We start from the raw sequence: 16853 nt of genomic DNA, 5'->3' as shown, positions 1-16853 counted from the left end.
CCCTGAGACAGCGGCTAGAGCCGGTAGCCCGCCTCCTGCTCGAAGGGCAGCGTCACGTGGTAGCCGTAGCGACCGCGCCGCACGAGCAACAGCACGCTACGTCCTCGTCGCGCGGTGAGCAGCGCCTCGCGGAAGGCGTCGTTCGTCGCCACGGGCTGATTGTTCACCCGGAGGATGATGTCTCCCGGCTCCAGCCCGATGTCCGCCGCCACCGAGCCCGGACGCACGCTCGCCACCGCCAGCACGCCGCGCACCTCTTTCACGCGGAGTCCCAGCCGGTCCCACGCCAGCCCCTCGACCATGCGAGCGGGGAACTCCACCGGGGTCACCTGCACGGTGCGAAGGCCGCCGTCGCGGAAGAGCACCAGCGGGAAGGCGGAGCGGGCGGGGTAGCCGCGAACGCGGGTGTCGAAGTCCTCGGCGTCCTGGATGCGCGAGCCGCCCAGCTCCGCCACCACGTCACCGCGCTTCACGCCTGCCTCGGCCGCGGGGCTCCCCGCCTCCACCGCCGTCACGAGGGCGCCGTAGGCGCGGTCCCATCCGAGCTGCCGCGCGATGCGCGGAGGAAGGTCGGCCGTATCGATGCCCACCCACGCGGGGCGCACCTTCCCGAAGCGGGTCAGCTCGTCGACGATGCGGCGCACCTTGTCGGCGGGAATCGCGAAGCCGATGCCCTGCGCGCCCCCGCCGAAGATGGCGGTGTTGATGCCGATGATTTCACCGTCCACGTTGAGCAGGGGACCGCCCGAGTTGCCCGGGTTGATGGCCGCGTCCGTCTGGACGAAGTCGTTGTAGACGCGGTTGTCGGCGCGGAAGGTGCGGCCCACGGCGGAGACCACGCCCGCGGTGACGGTCTTGCTGAGGCCAAAGGGGCTTCCAATGGCAATCACCGTCTCGCCAATCATCAAGTCGGCGCTGGTGCCCAGCTTCGCGATGGGCAGGGGCTCCTTCGCGTTGACCTTCAGCACGGCCAGGTCGTTCGCGGCGTCGCTGCCGATGACCTCCGCGTCGAACGAGCGGCCATCCGCGAGGATGACGTGGATGGCGGAGGCGCCACGGATGACGTGGTCGTTGGTGACGATGATGCCCGCCGGGTCGATGATGGCGCCGCTGCCCAGGCCGGAGATTTTCTGCCGCTCCGGCTCCGCGCCCAGCCCACCGAAGAACTCCTCCAGGGGGGAGCGCCGGCCGCGGAAGCGCGACTCCACCTCCTGCTCGGTGCCGATGTAGACGACGGCCGGGGAGACCTTCTGCACGACCTCGACGATGGCATCGCGCCGCCGCGCGAGGTCCGCGCTCGCCGTGCCCGAGGTCAGCAGGGCAACGGCCACCAGGCTCCACCTCATGACTGCGTGCTTCATTCAAACCCTCCGTGCACGGCCAGGGACTGTCGGGCGAACGACAAAGTAACTGTCGGGAAGGCCGCAGCCTACCCGGGGCCCCCTGGATGCGGTGTCTCACTCTTCATAAACCACTCCGGTCATCCGTGAACGAATGCATCTCCGGGATGCAGGGGCTCCGCGCGGACCGGTACACCTCCGAGCGGATTGTTATCCTGGCGGCGCGCAGCCAGTTGGTGCGTGTCGAGTCGAGGGAGTCGGAGCATGAGTCTCGTCCTGGTCGCGGACGATGAGCCGGCGGTGTTGGAGGTCCTCAGTCAGGTGGTGGAGGACCTGGGCCACGACGTACTGAGGGCCAGGGACGGTGAGGAGGCGCTCGGCCTGGCGCGCGTCCGGCGGCCCCAGCTCGTGGTGACGGACCACATGATGCCCCGGCTGAGCGGCGTGGACCTGTGCCGCCGGATGAAGCAGGAGGCGCAGCTCAAGGACGTGCCCGTCATCCTCCTGAGCGCGGTGCTCCCCCACGGGGCGCCAGAAGCCTTCGCGTTCCTCCACAAGCCCTTCGAAATCACCGACTTCGAGTCGATCATCCGCCAGTCCCTGGCCTCAGCGCCGGAGCCCCGGGCCGCGGCCGAGGCGTCGCCCGTGGGCGCGCTGGGCCAATGGGTGGCAAGGACGCTCCAGGGGCCGCTCGATACGGCGCGCGAGCAGCTCCGCCGGCTGGAGCGCGCGCCCGAGGTGGACCGGGCCGCGCTGGAGACGCTGGAGGTCCAGCTCCAGTCCATGGAGTCCATGAGCCGCAACCTGAGGGAGCTGGCATGGCTTTCGTCGGGAGCGGCGACGCTCGAGCGAGCCGACACGGACATGGCGCAGCACCTGCGCGAGGCCGTGGCCGCGCACGGCGCGCGTGTCGCCCTGGAGCTCCCGCCCGAGCCGGTGCTCCTGCCTGTCGACCCACCGCGCCTCCGGCGCGTGTTCGACGTGCTGCTGGCGAACGCGGTGAAGCACGGCAGCGCGGTGGTCCGGCTCGAGCCTGCGCGCGAGCACGTCACCGTGCACGTGCGGGATTCGGGGCCCGGGTTGCCCGCGGAGGCGGTGGCCCAGCTCTTCAAGCCCTTCCCGTCGGACGCGGTGGGGGCGGCGGGCCTGGAGCTGTATGTGGCCTCGGAGGTGGCGCGCCTCCACGGCGGCACGCTGTCCGTCGAGTCCCAGCCAGGGCAGGGCGCCACGTTCAGCCTGACGCTGCCGCGAAGCGCCTGACGCTCAGAAGGGGCCGAAGTGCGCCTCGGCATGGGCGAGCCCACACTGCTCATCGAGCAGGCGCCCCTCTGACAGGAGCGGACGGGGCTCGCGCGGTGACAGGGCACCGACCGGCAAGGCGCGTCCGGCCGGGAGCGCCAGGGCTTCCGCCAGGGGCAGCGAGAGTGCCTTGTCGACAGGAAGGCCCGCCTGCAGGGCGCGATAGGTCGCCTCCAGGCGCTGGAGGGACAGGCGCCATTCATCGGCGTCGATGACGGTGGCGCTGTAGAGGACATCGAGCACGATGCGCTGGCTGACGGCGGACCGCTCCAGGTTGGCGCCGGCCAGTGGACGAGAAGGCGCGGGCAACAGCGAGGCCAAGAAGACGGCTTCGAAGACGGTGAGCTCATCGGGCCGCTTGCGCCAGTAGTGCTGGCTGGCATGGGTGATGCCCCAGACGCCTGGGCCCCACTCGACCAGGTTCACGTACAGCTCGAGGATGCGGCGCTTGCCGAGCGTCTTCTCCAATCGGTGCGCGATGACGGCTTCTCGCAGCTTGCGGGGGACGGTCTGCTCCGGGCCCAGGAAGAGGTTTCGCGCCAGTTGCTGGGACAGGGTGCTGCTGCCGACGGTGTCGCCGACCAGCCGGGCCACCACCGCGGTCAGCATCAGTGAGTAGTTGAAGCCCTGATGCCGGAAGAAGAGGGGGTCCTCGGCCATCATGACGGCACACAGCACCCGGGCCGGGAGCGCATCGGCGGCGGTCCATTGGAGTGCATAGCCCTCGTCCAGCCGCCCGTCGGCGATGGCCCGTCGCATGTAGCTCGTGCGTGGAGGCGTCTCGCGAGCGAGGTGCTCGGTTCGGGGGCATTCCGCGAAGGCGATGGCAACGAGCACGCCCGTTCCCACGAGCCCGACGGCCAGCGCACCGCCCAAGAGCCAGGTGCATCTCCTGAACACGCGCCGCACGGCCGTGGAGCTATCAGAAGAAAGGGGCCGGCGAGTCATGGCGTTGCGCGCGCTCCGCGGAGGTCCAGGCGCGGGGGAGGTGCCTTTCGATGGCGTTCGCCAATGACTGTACGCGCTCTTCCGCGTGGAAGTGCGCCTGCATGCGCTTCAGTCCACGCCGATAGAAGGTGGCTTCGGAGGGAGGCGCCCGCTCCGACGGGGCCGCGATGCGCGCGACGCAGGAGCAGCTTCCGGCTTCCGTGTCACCAGAAGAGGGGGGCTCCGCGGCCACTGCCCCAGCACCCGTGAGGCGCGCCGAGCGGCGCGACAGGCCGCCACTGGAAACTGGCGGCGGCACAGCTCGCCATGGCGGCGCCGTGGTGCTGGGCGCGACGAGACGTCAGGCCTGCTGCGACTTCAGCATCCAGCCAATCATCTTGTAGAGCAGACGGGCGCCGACGTTACCGTCCCACTCACCGCCGTCGGGGGCGGGGGCCACTTCGGTGAGGTCGAAGCCCACGATGGTGCGGCCGGAGCGGACCACGCCGGCGATGAGGGCCACCGCCTCGGGGAAGGACAGGCCACCGGGGACGGGCGTGCCCGTATGGGGGCAGAGCACAGGGTCCAGCCCGTCGATGTCGAAGGACAGGTAGACCTGCTGGGGCAGCAGGGCGACCATGTCCGCCACCTGCCGGTTCCAGGGCACGCCGTCGAAGCGCTTGTTCTGGAGGTCGGCGTCGAAGAAGCCGTGCACGCGGCCCTTCGAGTCCGCGATGTACTGGTGCTCCTCGGCGCTCATGTCGCGCAGCCCCACCTGCACCAGCGTCTTCACGCCGGGGATGCGCTCAGCGACGTTGTACATGATGGAGGCGTGGGACCAGGTGAAGCCCTCGTAGGCCACGCGCAGGTCCGCGTGCGCATCCAGGTGCAACACGCCCATGCCCGGGTACTTCTCCGCGTGCGCGCGGATGATGCCGTAGGAGATGGAGTGGTCTCCACCGACCGCGGCGACGCGCTTGCCCTGGTCCAGCCAGTGCTTCGCGGTGCGGTAGACGAGCTCGTTCATCTGGTCGCAGAGGCCGTTCACGTCCTGGGCGGCCTGGAGCAGCGCGGCGTCACCGGAGTGGATACCCCCCGCCTCGATGACGACCTGGGCGCGTTCCTTGGCGCGGGCGTTCCAGTCGCGCAGCTCCTGGGACTCGGGGAGCATGGCGATGCCGCGCTCGTAGGGGCGGCCCGTCTCGACGTCGAAGAGGTCGACCTGCCGGCTGGCCTCCAGGACGGCGGCCGGGCCATCGGAGGTTCCACCGCCATAGCTGGTGGTGGCTTCGAAGGGCACGGGGATGAGGACGACGTGGGCCTCTTCCGGAGTGTGGGGAAGGCCGAACACGCCGGAGTCCGGCTGGGCGGCGGCGCTGGGGTCGAAGTGGGTTGCCATGGCGGCGCAGGATAAGGGCGCCCGGTATGGGCGCAACGTTCTATTGGCGGGGGCTGCTCAGTCCCACCGCACCACCAGCTTGCCCACCGAGTCGTTGTCCGCCATGCGCTCCAGCGCCTGCCGGATGTCGGCGCGCGGCACCACCGCGTCGATGACGGGGCGCAGCGCGCCCGACTTGAACAGCGGCAGCAGGTGGCGCTCCGCGCGCTGCGCCAGCGCAATCTTCTCCTCGAGCGGGCGGCTGCGCAGCACGGTGCCCGTGACGCGCAGGCGCTTCGTCAGCACCGCGCCCAGGTTCACCTCCGCCGCCGAGCCCGCCACCAGCCCCACCAGCATCAGCCGCCCGCGTGGAGCCAGGGCGCTGAGCGTCTCGGGGACGTAGCTGCCACCCACCAGGTCCAGGCACAGGTCCGCGCCCCTGCCGCCGGTCTCCTCGCGCACCGCGTCGGCGAAGCGAGGCGGCTTCGTGTCGCACAGCACGGTGCGCGCGACACCCCAGTCCGCCGCGCGCGCCAGCTTCGTCGCGCTGCGGCCCGTGCCCACCACACGAGCCCCCAGGGCCTGGCAGATGAGCGCCGCCGCGGAGCCCACGCCACTGGCGACCGCGTGGACGAGCACCGTCTCCCCAGGCATGAGCTCGCCCTGGAGGACCAGCGCGTCGAAGGCGGTGAGGTACGCCTCCGGAATGGCCGCCGCGTCCGTGAAGTCCATGCCCTCGGGGAGCGGGAGGGCCTCGCGCTCGTGCGTGACGAGCAACTCCGACCAGGCGCCTCCGCCCACCAGGCCCATCACCCGGTCGCCAGGTTGGAAGCGCCGTGCGCGCGGGCCCACGGCCACCACCTCGCCCGCGTACTCCAGGCCGGGAATGTCCGGCGCCACGTCCGGCGGGGCAGGGTAATGACCACGAAGCTGCAGAAGGTCCGCGCGGTTGAGCGCGGAGGCCCGGACCCGGACCAGGATCTCCCCTGGACCCGGCACGGGGTCGGGCCGCTCCTCCTCGGCGAGCACCTCGGGGCCACCTGGACGGGTGATGCGCAGGACCTTCATGGCACGGACCTCCAGTGGAAGGGTGCGCACGAAACATCCTGGCTCGCGAGAACGTCAACGCTTATCTAGAACACCGACCACCATGAGCACCTCGACGTGTCCCATCTGTCAGAAGCCCGTTGCCCCACGGGGCACGAACACCGCGTTCCCGTTCTGTTCCAAGCGCTGCCGCGCCGTGGACCTCGGCCGGTGGCTCGGCGAGGAGTACCGCGTGCCCGACCGGCAGGCGGATGAGCGGGAAGACGAGCTGCCTGCTGACAGCCACCCGGACCGGCAGTACGGCGACGCGTGAGCGGCTTCGTCGACCTGCACTGTCATCTCCTGCCGGGCGTGGACGACGGGGCTCGCACCCTGGAGGACGCGCTGGAGATGGCGCGTGCATTGGTTGACCTCGGCTTCGCCACCGTCGCCCCCAGTCCCCATGCGCGGCCCGAGTACGCGCCGGTGGACATCGTGGACGCCCGCCGCGCGGAGCTGGCGGAGGCGCTGGAGCGCGAGCGCATTCCCCTGAAGCTGGGCCGCAACGCGGAGAACGTGCTCGACGACGCCTTCCTCCGCGGCCTCAACACGCCCCAGGCGCGGATGCTGGGCTCGGGCCGCTACGTGCTCGTCGAGCTGCCCTACACCGCTCCCGTGCCGGCGCTGCCGGACATCCTCTTCCGCATCCGCACCAAGGGCGTGGTGCCGCTGCTGGCGCACCCCGAGCGGTGCCTGGAGTTCGAGCGCAAGGGGCGCGCCGCGGAGGCCGTGCGAGCCGGGGCACTGTTGCAACTGGATATCGGAGCGCTCATCGGGCGCTATGGGGGCACGCCCAAGAAGCTGTCGCGTGCGTTCCTGGAGGACGGGCTCTACGCGGTGGGGGCCACGGACCTGCACGGGCCGGTGGGGGCCCGGGACTGGGTCGGGCGCTCACTGGCAGAGCTGCGGAGCAGGGCAGGGGACGCAGCCTTCACGCGTCTCATGAGGGACAATCCCGCCTGTCTGCTGGCCGGTGAGTCACTGGAGTCCGACTCGGACTGACGGTATACCCGGCCGTCGTGAAACGCGCCGTCAAACTCCTGGCCAGCCTCCTGGTCACCTTCCTCTTCATGTGGTGGGCCTTCCGGGACACGGACTGGGCCACCCAGCTGGCCAGCTTGCGGTCGGCGAACTACGCGTGGCTGGTGCCGTACTTCGGCTGCCTCCTGGCCATCCACGTGTTCCGCACGCTGCGCTGGGGCTGCCTGCTGTCGGGGCTGGAGCACGTGCCGTTCCGCAAGCTGAACGAGGCATCCGGCATCGGCTTCATGATGTTGCTGGTGCTGCCCTTCCGGTTGGGGGAGTTCGCCCGGCCCTTCCTCATCGCCCAGCGCAGCGGCATCCGCCGCAGCGCGGCCATGACGTCGGTGGTGCTGGAGCGCATCGTGGACGGCCTCGCCGTGGCGGCGATGCTGCGGGTGCTCCTCTTCTTCGTCCCCACGGAGACGCCGGAGATTCGCTACGTCAAGCTGGGCTCGTGGCTGATGTTCGCCGTGTTCGGCGGCGGCCTGGCGTTCCTGCTCTTCGGCCTGTGGCAGCAGCAGCGCACCGTGCGGCTCGTGCGGGCCACGGTGGGCCGGCTCGCGCCGCCCGTGGCGGACAAGGTGGCGGACATCGTCGACACCTTCGTGGGCGCCATGCGGCAGCTCCCGAAGGGGCGGCAGGTCGCGCTCTTCTTCCTGTACACGGCGCTGTACTGGGGCGTGAATGGCGCGGGCATGGCCGTGCTCGCCAATGCGTTCGACTGCTCGGGCGCGGCGCCTGGCACGGTGTGCGAGCCCATGCACCTGTCGCTCTTCCAGGCCTACGTCGTGCTGGGCGTGCTGGTGGTGGGGCTGATGATTCCCGCGGCGCCCGGAATGATGGGCACCTTCCAGGCGGCGACGAAGGTGGGCCTGAGTCTCTTCCTGCCCGCGGCGGCGGTGAATGCCAGCGGGCTGGCCTACGCCAACGTCATGTGGCTGTGCCAGACGGTACAGCAGGTGGGCCTGGGCCTCGTCCTGCTGTCCATGGGGCACCTGTCGTTCAAGGACATCGCCGGCAAGCTGGATGACAAGGACGGCGAGGCGGCGGCGCCTTCCGCCTGAGCGAGGGGCCATGGCTGGCCCCGGGCGTCCAGAGCGCTACGGCGTGGGAGAGGCCGCCTGTTCGCCCTCGGTGGGCGCGGCGGCGGGCTCGGTGTCGCCGCGCTTGCCTGTGATGACGTCCTTCACCTTCTCCATGGCGGCCTTCGGGTCGATGTTGCCCTTGACGTTCCCGAACGGCGTTTCGATGGTCTGCTCGCGCTTCTCCTGGGTCGCGTAGCCTTCGGGGGCGCACAGCGCCTTCGAGGTGTCGCGCACGGAGACCACGGGCGTGTTGATGGTGGTGGTGTCTTCGGACGTCGCCTTGGCGACGAGCTTGTCGTCGCGCATCAGCACGCAGCGGTCCTCGCCGTAGTACCAGGCGGTGGAGTTGTCGGGGAACTCCTGCGCGCGCGTGGGGCCCGAGCCCATGACCTCCACGACCTGATGGGAGGACATGCCCGGGTAGAGCTTCTCGAAGCTGGACGTGGCACAGCCGGTGAAGACAAGCGCCAGTGCGGCGCTGAGAATCGGGAGACGCATGGGGTGTGGGACTCCTCCGAAAAGGGAGCCCGCAGCCTACCCCGGTGTCGCGTCCGGCCTCCATGGAGGGGCCGGACGCCCTGTCTCAGAGCTCCTGGTCCAGCCAGCGGATGATGGCCTCGCGAATCGAGGCCGGTCGCTCGGCGTCCAGGCGGGTGCGAGGCGAACGAGCCGCGTCGGCGTCGCGCAGCATCGAAGCGGGCATCAGCTCGCGCGTGCGGGGGAGGGACGCGCGGGACGCGACGGCGGCTGCCCTCATGACTGGCCTTCCTCCTTGGGCGTGCCGCGGCCGTACTTGCCGAGCAGGTCATCCACCGCCTCGCGGAGGTACTCGCTCTGGTGGATGCGGGTCCGCCGCGCCAGCTCGCGCAGCTTCTGGACCTGCTCCTCGGGGACCAGGACGTGGGTGGAGACGATATCGGCGTCCGGGCCACGGACGTCGACAGACACTTCCGTGGCCGCCGGGGACGACGGAGCCTCGGGGCTCAGGGGACTGGCGCTTCCATCCTGCATCGGACTTCCTCCGGGCGTGGCTGCTACAGGCCGCTACCTGCCTGTGCCCGGCATTAGGCGGGCGGACGGGCACTCCGTCAAAAAATGCGCCGGGGACCGGGCCCATCCGGTGAGCCGCGCCTGCCGTTGACACCACGTGGGGCCGCTGCTACTTCGCGAGGCACCTTAGGGGAGTAGTTCACGCCAGCGGCGCTGGCGGCGGGGCGCTCGACACACTGGCTGGAGACAGCCCGGGCCCCCACCTCGTGATGTTCGCGAGACGAACGAGACCTTCGGACAGGGATTGTCTTTCTCTTCCTGGCCGAGGTCCGTCGTGCGCGTGCTTCCCTGGCGCTTCCACGAGTCAGAACCCCGGCCGCATCAGTGCGAGGGGTGGTCATGCTGGAAGCGTTCGTGGGTTCGTTCGTGTTGGTCGCCGCCAGTGAGATGGGGGACAAGACGCAGTTGCTCGCGTTCTCCCTGGCCACGCGCTTCCGCAAGCCGTGGCATGTGCTGGCGGGAATCTTCGTCGCCACAGTGGCCAATCACGCGCTGGCGTCCAGCGTGGGCAGTTGGGTGTCGGCGCACGTCCCGGCGAAGTGGATGGCGCTGCTGCTGGCGGCGCTGTTCATCGGCTTCGGCCTGTGGACGCTCAAGCCGGACACGCTGGACGAGGACGGCGGCAAGGCGCCGCGCTTCGGGGCCTTCCTCACCACGGTGGTCCTCTTCTTCCTCGCGGAGATGGGGGACAAGACGCAGCTCGCCACCATGGCCGTGGCCGCGCGCTACCAGGCGGCGGTGACGGTGACGCTCGGCACCACCGCCGGGATGATGCTGTCGGACGGCCTGGCCGTGTTCCTGGGAGACCGGCTCGCGGGGCGCGTGCAGATGAGCTGGGTACGGTGGGCCGCCGCCAGCCTCTTCTTCATTTTCGGTGGGGTGTCGCTGTGGACGGCGCTCAGGATGCCGTAGTGACTGGGACGCGCAGTGCGAGCGGGGGAAGTGACAGAGAAGTGCATTGCGATCCAGCTCGGAAAAAGCTCCCATGCGGGAGGTCCGGGATGACCCGGACCTTTCTTCAGGAGCTGGAATGCGTTCCCCCATTCGTTTCTCCGCGATGATTCTGATGAGCGCTCTCCTGGGCGCGGGCTGCGACGGTGCCCAGCCGCAGGACCCGATGGCCACCACCGAGGTGGTTCCCGAGATGGCCGAGGTGAAGCAGGGCGCCGTGGGCGATGTGCTGCTGCGCTGTGACGAGTTCCAGGGCGGCACGCACCTGGAGGTCGTCCAGACGGAGACCGGCTTCGAGGCCGCGTACGTCTCCGAGGAGTACGACCCCTGGGATTGCCGCTGCACGTACACGAAGCGTGAGGTGCTGGGGCAGTACACGCAGTGCCGCAAGTCCACGGTGGACCCGCGCATCATGAACTGCTTCCGCATCGAGCCGACCGGCACGACGGGCAAGGTGGTGCTGTCCACCACGCGCGTCCAGAAGACGCAGATGGTCATCGGCAGCAGCCAGACGGTGAACTACAGCGAGCTGAGCGTCGCGGCCATCAACCAGGATCCGGGCCAGACGCCGCGCCGCGACTACGTCTTCCCGCTGAGCGACTGCCAGTAGTCCGTAGAGGGGCCGGGGTGGCGTCGCGCCCCGGCCTTCTGTCGGGGAGACCGATGATTCCAGGTGCGAATGGGCGTCTAGCTCCCAGCACCCCATTCCCTGGAGGCCGTTATGGCAGCGCACCCTTCCCAGCAGGACCCGGCACCGCGCAGTCCCCACGTCATCGTCAGTCTTCCGACGCGGGACCTCGAGCGGGCCTTTCATTTCTACCGAGAGGGCCTTGGCTTCCGCCTCGTCGCCGAGCTTGAGGGCGACGCGATGCCCGAGCCCGTCCACTTCTCGCTCAACGCGGGCGTCAGCCTGATGCTCATCCCCACCGGTGGGTTCGGCTGGGTGGCGGGCGGCAACCGGGTGGCGGAGCAGGGCGTCTCGGAGTGCATCCTGAGCCTGTCCCTGGAGACGGAGGCCCAGATCGACGCGCTCATCGCCAGGGCTCGGGAGGCCGGGGCCGACATCGCGGCCGCGCCGGGCCAGAAGCCCTGGGGGTACTCGGGGACGTTCAAGGACCCCGACGGCCACGTGTGGATGCTGCAAACGGCCGATTGAAAAGAAAAACCCCGGTGTCACTCGGAAGTGACGCCGGGGTAGTGGCCAGGGTCAGACTTGAACTGACTACCTGCGGATTATGAGACCGCCGCTCTAACCAGGTGAGCTACCTGGCCGCAAAGTGACCCCCGTATAGCGGGACGGACGCCCCACCGCAAGGACTTCGAAACGGGATAACGCCAGATGGGGCGATCTTCTTCCCCCTCGAACCGACCAGGCGGCGCCCAGGCAGCTCGGCACACCCGCAGCGGCGGAGCCTGGGGGCGCCGGAGGGAGGCCTGGAGCGGAGCGCCACAGAGGGCGATTGCGGGCTGCCTCTTCGCAATAATCGCGAGTTTCCGGGATGGCCGCCTCGGGAGGGCGAAGCGACGCTCCGGAGACGCTCCTGGGCCTTCGGTGGGCGTCCGGCGTACGGGGGAGGGTGGGCGAGGACGGACTGTGTGTCCCCTCGGGTGGTTCGCCCGGACTTGGGAGCAGGTTGCTCCATCGTCGTTCACGCGGCACGTGTAGAGGCCGAGCCTGTCGAGCTGAATGGTGCTGAGCCGCACGGTCCACAACGTCTGGCCCACAGCGAGTCTCCACCGACAACCACAGCGCTGACTCGCTCAGGTCCAAATCCCAGGCGACCTGGGGAATGGATTTGCCCTCCTCCAGCAGTGCTACACCCGGGAGTTCGCTGTATCGCCTGACGCGTTCCACACGAATTGATACGCCTTCTTTGTTGCACTGCGCCAACGCAAGCGGATTGGCCAATGCTGCGAGCCGTGTGGAGTCCTCGATGACTGCGCGAGGGTCCGGCTTGCCTCGATAGAGCGACAGCGGAGGCATCAATTCCATCCATCGCGAATACAGCGATGCGCCGCATTCGTGATGGATGGAATGGCGGCTGCGCACCTGTATTCGCGATAATAAGCCCTATTGTGGTTCACAAGGAGACGTGCTACTTAGACGAAATGTAGGTAACTCTGTATAGATCCGAGTGACCGGGAGGTCGCGTGACAACGGGTAAGGACGTTCTCTGGAAGTCCCCTCTCGATCGGATTGTGGGCGCCTCGGCCGATGAGCCGTCCGCAAGCGCGCAGCCCAAGCCGTCCCGCTCGCAACGGCACTGGAAGCCTTCGCGCTTCAATGTCCAGGCAATCACGGACGAAGGCTGGCTGCTGCTGTGGAACACGTATACGGGCTCGCTGAACGCGTTCCGCCCGGCGCAGCGTGAGCCGGTGCTGGAGCTCATCAGCCAGAAGGGTGTCTCTTCTGACGGCGGCGGCATCACCGGATACCTGGCCAAGAGAGGCTACCTGATACCGAAGGAGGCCGACGAGCTGCGCCGTGTCCAGTACGCATTCGGCCAGGAGAATCACCGCAACGACATCCTCGAGTTGATCCTGCTGGCCTCGGAGGATTGCAACTTCCGATGCACGTACTGCTACGAGGATTTCAAGCGCGGCACGATGCGCCCCGGCGTGCGTGCGAGCATCAAGAAGCTCGTGGAAAGCCGCGTCAGGACCATGCGCGAGCTCACCGTCAACTGGTTTGGAGGCGAGCCGCTGTACGGTCTGGAAGCCATTGAGGACCTGGCGCCGTTCTTCGCCGAGACAGCCGAGCGTGAAGGGCTGAAGTACTTCAGCCACATGACCACGAACGGCTACCTGCTGACGGAGGACGTGGCCGCGCGCCTCCTTTCATGGCGAATCACCGACTTCCAGATCACCCTGGATGGTCTTCCGGAGCACCACAATCAGCACAGGCCAGGGCGCGACGGCAGCGGCACGTACCAGACCATCTACGACAACCTGGTGAAACTGAGCGAGCGCGACGACGATTTCTCGGTCGTCATTCGGGTCAACTTCGCCAAGTCCAACGCTGACGGGCTGGAAGCGTTCCTGCATTCGCTCCAGGAGAAGTTCAGCAACGACGACCGGTTCACCGTGTCCTTCCACGCCGTGGGTCGGTGGGGCGGCGACAACGACGCCAATCTGGACGTCTGCGGCAAGGATGAAGCCCACGCCACGCACATGCGGCTGAAGGCCGCAGCCCGGTCGCTGGGGCTGCGCGTCACCAGTGGGTGGCGGCCCGGCGTGGGCGTGGGGACGCAGGTCTGCTACGCGGTCAGGCCCTACAACTTCATCGTGGGCGCTCACGGCGACCTGATGAAGTGCACGATCGACCTCAACAAGAAGGATCGCAACATCGTCGGGAAGCTCCTGCCCGACGGCACGCTCGACCTGAACACGGACAAGATGGCCCTGTGGACCGAGCCCGCCTTCGAGCGGGATACCGGCTGCCAGAGCTGCCACATGCTGCCCGCCTGCCAGGGCGTGCACTGTCCGCAGATACGCATGGACCATGGCCAGCGCCCTTGCCCGAGCATCCGCTTCACCGCCAAGCGGGAGATGGTCGACTACTTCAAGGCCAAACAGGACGGGACGAGTAGCGCCGTCGCCGCTTCGGCGCCGCCAGTGAGAATCGGGGGGCGCGAGTAGCCAGAGTGGTCGACGTTACCCAACGCCAAGAAGAGAGCGCGAGCACGATGACACAGGGAGCCGTCTCCGGGAGCGCCGCAAGCACCACATCGGCCAAGGTCGAGCAGGTCCAGCGCCTGCTCGCCCTACGCGACGCGAGCAAGAGCGAGGTATTCGACCTGGTCCATTCGCTGAGTGACGACGAGCTTCTGTCGTTCGGGTTGCGTGCCTACCGTCTCAACCTCCTGTCACTGTTCGGCCATGACTGGCCGCCGGAGAGGATCGCTCGAACGGCGCGTGCCGCCGCGATCAGCAAGATTCTCGGCGGGTGGGAGTACCACCAGCATTACCTGCCGAGGCTGACGTCGGAGCCCGACGCGCCGCAACTGGCGGGCGCTCTCGTGGAGCAGGCGCGCGCGCTGGTCGAGCTCGGACGGGGGGCGGTGGTCGTGTCCTTCCACCTCGGCCACATGCGCTATATCCCTTCCGATCTCGCGCATGCGGGGATCACGACGCACCTGCCGCTCGCGAGCGACTCGTACCACGACTATGAGACTGCGCGAGCGTGCAATCCCGACGCGGCCCTCTGGAGAACCTTCAGCTTCATCGACGTCGAGGCACGCGCCGGATCGATCAGTCTGGCCAAGGCGCTGGCCAGGGGCGAGCTGGTCATGTCGACCATCGACGGCAACACGGGGATCGACGGTGCACGAGGCGACGCGCGGCGCTCGACGATAGCGCTCCTCGGGAGCAAGTGCCGGGTGAAGAACGGGGTGATCGCCATGGCGGCACGCTTTGGCTCGCCGGTCATCCCAGTGGTCTCCCACAATCGCGACGGCCTGCGGATATGCACGACGGGGCCGGTCCACGATCCGGGCGGGCCGCTGCGTGGGGAGGACGCGGAACGCTTCGTGGAAGAGGCAGTGCAGGGCGCCTATACCTTCCTGGGCGAAGCGCTGCTCACGCATGCGGACGAGTGGTGCGGCGGCGACTTGTTCCACCAGTGGCGGCTCCCGACTCCCTCCACCACGCGCCCGGTGGAGGAGGTTGAACCGAGCCTGAGCGAGCACCTGAGGGCTGGCGGCAGGGTGGCGATGGATACGCGGCGAATCGTCGAGCTCCCGGGCGCGAACGACATCGTCTGGACCGATGCCATGACCGGGCGCTGCTACAGATTTCCGTCCACCATTGTGAATCTGGCGGCGCGCCTCGCGGACGAGCGCCAGGGCGTGGACCTGCGATGGCTCGACGGGCACCCGAGCGACGAGCGAGCTCGGATGTGGAGCCTGATTTGCCAGCTCGCATCGCGAGACGCAGTTCGATGCCACGGGTGAAACCTCGGGCGCGCTCTTTCAAACGCGCCCGAGCAACCCGCTGAACACGATTTGAAGCCGAGCGGAGCGCGGCCCTCCGTCCTCCATCGGTGAACAGGAGTTACCACCCTCCGATGCACGGGGCTTGGTAATGCAGTAACAAACGAAGTGCATCTTCGAAAAGGACAAGCGCATGAACAACGACATGGCGAAGGGCGAGAAGAACGAGAGCCTCCTGATCGACGAGTTCGAGATCATCGAGCTTGAGGACCGCCTTGAGCTGGCCGGCCGCTGCAACGGCCGCTGCGACGCGCAGGTTGAGCGCGCCGCGGAGTAAGCGGTTCAACTGTCGGCGCATGCCGATTGTTCCAAGGCCGGATCGGGCTTTCGCCCGATCCGGCTGCGGATCGATCGAAGCGCCCGAAGGATTTTCCTGGAAGGCAAGTTCAGGAAGCGCGGACCATGACCGAACATGCCCGGCCGCTGGCCAATCCCCTGCTCGAGGTATCCAGTTTCGACTCGGATGCGACGAAGCCGATGGTCATGTGCGCTGTCCCCAATGGAGATGAGGCGGTCCGCTTCGCCCTGCCTGTGGCCTACATGGAACTGGTGCGGGAGTTCGACGGTGTCCGTACCATCGACGAAGCCATCGACGCGTTCCTGCAGCGCGGGGCGGGGACCTTCGAGCGGGATTGGCTCCGGCGCCTGGTCGAAAAATCCCTGATCCCCAAGGGGATTCTCATTCACCCGGACCAGGATCCCGCACGTGCGGGCGTCAGCTCGCAGCCCAAGCGCGCGTTCCTGTTCATCAAGCTTCCGATCATCCCTCCGCATGTCGTCGAGCCGATAGCGCGGCGCCTGGGGTTCATGTTCAAGACTCCGGCGATGGTGCTTGGCCTGATTCTGGCCGTGCTCTCACACGCCTATGTGTATGGCGTGCTGCTCACGGAGCAGCGCGTCGACTTCAACCAGCTCGACGCCGCCGGAATCCTGGCGGTGATGCTGCTTTCCACCCTGGGAACCCTCTGTCACGAGTTCGGGCATGCCAGCGCCGCCGCCTACTACGGCTGCCGGAGGATGACCATCGGATGGGGCGTGTACATCATCTATACGGTCCTCTGGACGAACGTGTCGGAGGCCTGGAAGCTCCCACGTCGACAGCGCGCGGTCGTGGACATCGGCGGCGTCTACTTCGAGTCGTTCTTCCTGCTGCTGACCCTCGCGCTGTACCTGAAGACTGGGGAACTCGTATTCCTCCTCGCCTTCGTCATCATCGACCTCTCGATTGTGACGACCTTCAACCCGTTCCTCCGCATGGACGGATACTGGTTGATGAGCGACTTCTTCGGCATCGTGAATCTTCGCAAGCAGCAGATGCTGTGGCTGCAGCACATCGGAGGCAAGCTCTTCGGAGCCCAGGAGCCGGGGCCGAAGATCGACCTGAGCCGCAAGGCACAGTGGGCGCTCGGGATTTATACGGCGCTGGGCTCGCTATTCCTCGTCTACATCCTGAAGGTGATCTTCCAGTTCGTGGTTCTGAGCATCGCCAAGGAGTATCCCGCGCTGTTGCGTGATTTCGTCCAGGCGGCTGGTGGCGGAGCGCCGTTGCTCGAGCTGCTCAAAACCTTCCTGGAGGTCTTCTGGCGAACGCTGATGCTCGCGGGCGCGGCCGTCACGCTGTGGAGCCTGGCGAGAAGCGCGGTCAATCTGCTCGGCAAGCTCAGGGCGTTCCGGGCCCAGGTCCTGCGCAGCGGGGCCTGAGCGAACTGGGCCGAGACTGAAC

Annotated in this window: 18 protein-coding genes and 1 tRNA gene; 11 read left to right on the top strand and 8 right to left on the bottom strand. The window is 68.1% G+C overall.

Annotated elements, in window-relative coordinates; all coding sequences use genetic code 11:
- Nucleotides 1–14: 14 nt before the first annotated feature.
- Entirely contained in the window at nt 15–1361 is a 1347-nt protein-coding gene (locus tag VZL07_RS37880) for a trypsin-like peptidase domain-containing protein (RefSeq protein WP_426752848.1), read from the bottom strand.
- A gap of 243 nt (nt 1362–1604) precedes the next feature.
- On the opposite strand from VZL07_RS37880, the gene VZL07_RS37875 reads away from it, so the two are divergent.
- The gene (locus VZL07_RS37875) at nt 1605–2600 is read left to right on the top strand and encodes an ATP-binding response regulator (protein ID WP_426752847.1); all 996 of its coding nucleotides are present in this window, start codon (nt 1605–1607) and stop codon (nt 2598–2600) included.
- A gap of 3 nt (nt 2601–2603) precedes the next feature.
- Here the strand turns inward: VZL07_RS37875 and VZL07_RS37870 are convergent, their stop codons facing one another.
- The 3 genes from VZL07_RS37870 to VZL07_RS37860 all read right to left on the bottom strand — a co-directional run bounded on the left by VZL07_RS37870 (nt 2604) and on the right by VZL07_RS37860 (nt 6012).
- Nucleotides 2604–3515, bottom strand: a complete 912-nt coding sequence (locus VZL07_RS37870; RefSeq protein WP_426752846.1) for a transglycosylase domain-containing protein — start codon at nt 3513–3515, stop codon at nt 2604–2606.
- 412 nt (nt 3516–3927) lie between these two features.
- On the bottom strand, nt 3928–4965 hold the full coding sequence (gene speB / locus VZL07_RS37865) for an agmatinase (RefSeq protein ID WP_426752845.1): 1038 nt from the start codon (nt 4963–4965) through the stop codon (nt 3928–3930).
- A 57-nt stretch (nt 4966–5022) separates the two neighbouring features.
- Nucleotides 5023–6012: an NAD(P)H-quinone oxidoreductase gene (locus VZL07_RS37860; RefSeq protein ID WP_426757457.1), complete on the bottom strand. Its 990-nt coding sequence runs from the start codon at nt 6010–6012 to the stop codon at nt 5023–5025.
- Between the two features lie 82 nt (nt 6013–6094).
- On the opposite strand from VZL07_RS37860, the gene VZL07_RS37855 reads away from it, so the two are divergent.
- From VZL07_RS37855 to VZL07_RS37845, 3 genes are read left to right on the top strand one after another with little or no spacing between them, the layout of a single operon-like run.
- Nucleotides 6095–6304, top strand: a complete 210-nt coding sequence (locus VZL07_RS37855; RefSeq protein ID WP_426752844.1) for a DNA gyrase inhibitor YacG — start codon at nt 6095–6097, stop codon at nt 6302–6304.
- Nucleotides 6301–7032 (top strand): tyrosine-protein phosphatase, encoded by a 732-nt coding sequence (locus VZL07_RS37850; protein WP_426752843.1) that lies wholly within the window; start codon nt 6301–6303, stop codon nt 7030–7032. The genes VZL07_RS37855 and VZL07_RS37850 overlap by 4 nt, the downstream gene beginning before the upstream one ends.
- A gap of 17 nt (nt 7033–7049) precedes the next feature.
- Nucleotides 7050–8117, top strand: coding sequence for a lysylphosphatidylglycerol synthase transmembrane domain-containing protein (locus VZL07_RS37845; protein WP_426752841.1), 1068 nt, complete (start codon nt 7050–7052; stop codon nt 8115–8117).
- Nucleotides 8118–8153: 36 nt separating this feature from the next.
- On the opposite strand, the gene VZL07_RS37840 is transcribed toward VZL07_RS37845, so the two are convergent.
- The 3 genes from VZL07_RS37840 to VZL07_RS37830 all read right to left on the bottom strand — a co-directional run bounded on the left by VZL07_RS37840 (nt 8154) and on the right by VZL07_RS37830 (nt 9149).
- A complete protein-coding gene (locus tag VZL07_RS37840; RefSeq protein WP_426752840.1) occupies nt 8154–8636 on the bottom strand; it encodes a hypothetical protein in 483 nt (160 codons plus the stop codon).
- Between the two features lie 85 nt (nt 8637–8721).
- Entirely contained in the window at nt 8722–8895 is a 174-nt protein-coding gene (locus VZL07_RS37835) for a hypothetical protein (protein ID WP_426752839.1), read from the bottom strand.
- Nucleotides 8892–9149 carry a ribbon-helix-helix domain-containing protein gene (locus tag VZL07_RS37830; RefSeq protein ID WP_002639417.1) on the bottom strand — a complete coding sequence of 86 codons (258 nt, stop codon included), beginning with the start codon at nt 9147–9149 and terminating at the stop codon, nt 8892–8894. Before VZL07_RS37830 ends, VZL07_RS37835 begins: the two co-directional genes overlap by 4 nt.
- Before the next feature lie 378 nt (nt 9150–9527).
- On the opposite strand from VZL07_RS37830, the gene VZL07_RS37825 reads away from it, so the two are divergent.
- The 3 genes from VZL07_RS37825 to VZL07_RS37815 all read left to right on the top strand — a co-directional run bounded on the left by VZL07_RS37825 (nt 9528) and on the right by VZL07_RS37815 (nt 11295).
- The gene (locus tag VZL07_RS37825) at nt 9528–10100 is read left to right on the top strand and encodes a TMEM165/GDT1 family protein (RefSeq protein ID WP_426752838.1); all 573 of its coding nucleotides are present in this window, start codon (nt 9528–9530) and stop codon (nt 10098–10100) included.
- Nucleotides 10101–10218: 118 nt separating this feature from the next.
- Nucleotides 10219–10749, top strand: a complete 531-nt coding sequence (locus VZL07_RS37820) for a hypothetical protein (protein ID WP_426752837.1) — start codon at nt 10219–10221, stop codon at nt 10747–10749.
- A 111-nt stretch (nt 10750–10860) separates the two neighbouring features.
- Nucleotides 10861–11295, top strand: coding sequence for a VOC family protein (locus tag VZL07_RS37815; RefSeq protein ID WP_426752836.1), 435 nt, complete (start codon nt 10861–10863; stop codon nt 11293–11295).
- Between the two features lie 42 nt (nt 11296–11337).
- On the opposite strand, the gene VZL07_RS37810 is transcribed toward VZL07_RS37815, so the two are convergent.
- Nucleotides 11338–11411: transfer RNA gene (locus VZL07_RS37810), tRNA-Ile, on the bottom strand.
- Nucleotides 11412–12338: 927 nt separating this feature from the next.
- Here VZL07_RS37810 and VZL07_RS37805 point away from each other — a divergent pair.
- The 4 genes from VZL07_RS37805 to VZL07_RS37790 all read left to right on the top strand — a co-directional run bounded on the left by VZL07_RS37805 (nt 12339) and on the right by VZL07_RS37790 (nt 16831).
- Nucleotides 12339–13778, top strand: coding sequence for a radical SAM protein (locus VZL07_RS37805; protein ID WP_426752835.1), 1440 nt, complete (start codon nt 12339–12341; stop codon nt 13776–13778).
- Nucleotides 13779–13783: 5 nt separating this feature from the next.
- A complete protein-coding gene (locus VZL07_RS37800; RefSeq protein ID WP_426752834.1) occupies nt 13784–15091 on the top strand; it encodes a hypothetical protein in 1308 nt (435 codons plus the stop codon).
- 172 nt (nt 15092–15263) lie between these two features.
- Nucleotides 15264–15407, top strand: coding sequence for a hypothetical protein (locus VZL07_RS37795; RefSeq protein WP_426752833.1), 144 nt, complete (start codon nt 15264–15266; stop codon nt 15405–15407).
- A gap of 125 nt (nt 15408–15532) precedes the next feature.
- Nucleotides 15533–16831: a hypothetical protein gene (locus tag VZL07_RS37790; RefSeq protein WP_426752831.1), complete on the top strand. Its 1299-nt coding sequence runs from the start codon at nt 15533–15535 to the stop codon at nt 16829–16831.
- Nucleotides 16832–16853: the final 22 nt, after the last annotated feature.

The organism is Pseudomyxococcus flavus, from assembly GCF_050038885.1.
Taxonomy (GTDB): domain Bacteria; phylum Myxococcota; class Myxococcia; order Myxococcales; family Myxococcaceae; genus Myxococcus; species Myxococcus flavus.
This window is presented reverse-complemented; position numbering and strand designations above follow the sequence as displayed.

Bases quoted from the DNA above. Each gene is read 5' to 3' on its own strand.
- VZL07_RS37880 (WP_426752848.1), bottom strand. From the start codon at position 1,361: ATGAAGCACGCAGTCATGAGGTGGAGCCTGGTGGCCGTTGCCCTGCTG.
- VZL07_RS37875 (WP_426752847.1), top strand. From the start codon at position 1,605: ATGAGTCTCGTCCTGGTCGCGGACGATGAGCCGGCGGTGTTGGAGGTC.
- speB (WP_426752845.1), bottom strand. From the start codon at position 4,965: ATGGCAACCCACTTCGACCCCAGCGCCGCCGCCCAGCCGGACTCCGGC.
- VZL07_RS37860 (WP_426757457.1), bottom strand. From the start codon at position 6,012: ATGAAGGTCCTGCGCATCACCCGTCCAGGTGGCCCCGAGGTGCTCGCC.
- VZL07_RS37855 (WP_426752844.1), top strand. From the start codon at position 6,095: ATGAGCACCTCGACGTGTCCCATCTGTCAGAAGCCCGTTGCCCCACGG.
- VZL07_RS37840 (WP_426752840.1), bottom strand. From the start codon at position 8,636: ATGCGTCTCCCGATTCTCAGCGCCGCACTGGCGCTTGTCTTCACCGGC.
- VZL07_RS37835 (WP_426752839.1), bottom strand. From the start codon at position 8,895: ATGAGGGCAGCCGCCGTCGCGTCCCGCGCGTCCCTCCCCCGCACGCGC.
- VZL07_RS37830 (WP_002639417.1), bottom strand. From the start codon at position 9,149: ATGCAGGATGGAAGCGCCAGTCCCCTGAGCCCCGAGGCTCCGTCGTCC.
- VZL07_RS37825 (WP_426752838.1), top strand. From the start codon at position 9,528: ATGCTGGAAGCGTTCGTGGGTTCGTTCGTGTTGGTCGCCGCCAGTGAG.
- VZL07_RS37820 (WP_426752837.1), top strand. From the start codon at position 10,219: ATGCGTTCCCCCATTCGTTTCTCCGCGATGATTCTGATGAGCGCTCTC.
- VZL07_RS37815 (WP_426752836.1), top strand. From the start codon at position 10,861: ATGGCAGCGCACCCTTCCCAGCAGGACCCGGCACCGCGCAGTCCCCAC.
- VZL07_RS37795 (WP_426752833.1), top strand. From the start codon at position 15,264: ATGAACAACGACATGGCGAAGGGCGAGAAGAACGAGAGCCTCCTGATC.
- VZL07_RS37790 (WP_426752831.1), top strand. From the start codon at position 15,533: ATGACCGAACATGCCCGGCCGCTGGCCAATCCCCTGCTCGAGGTATCC.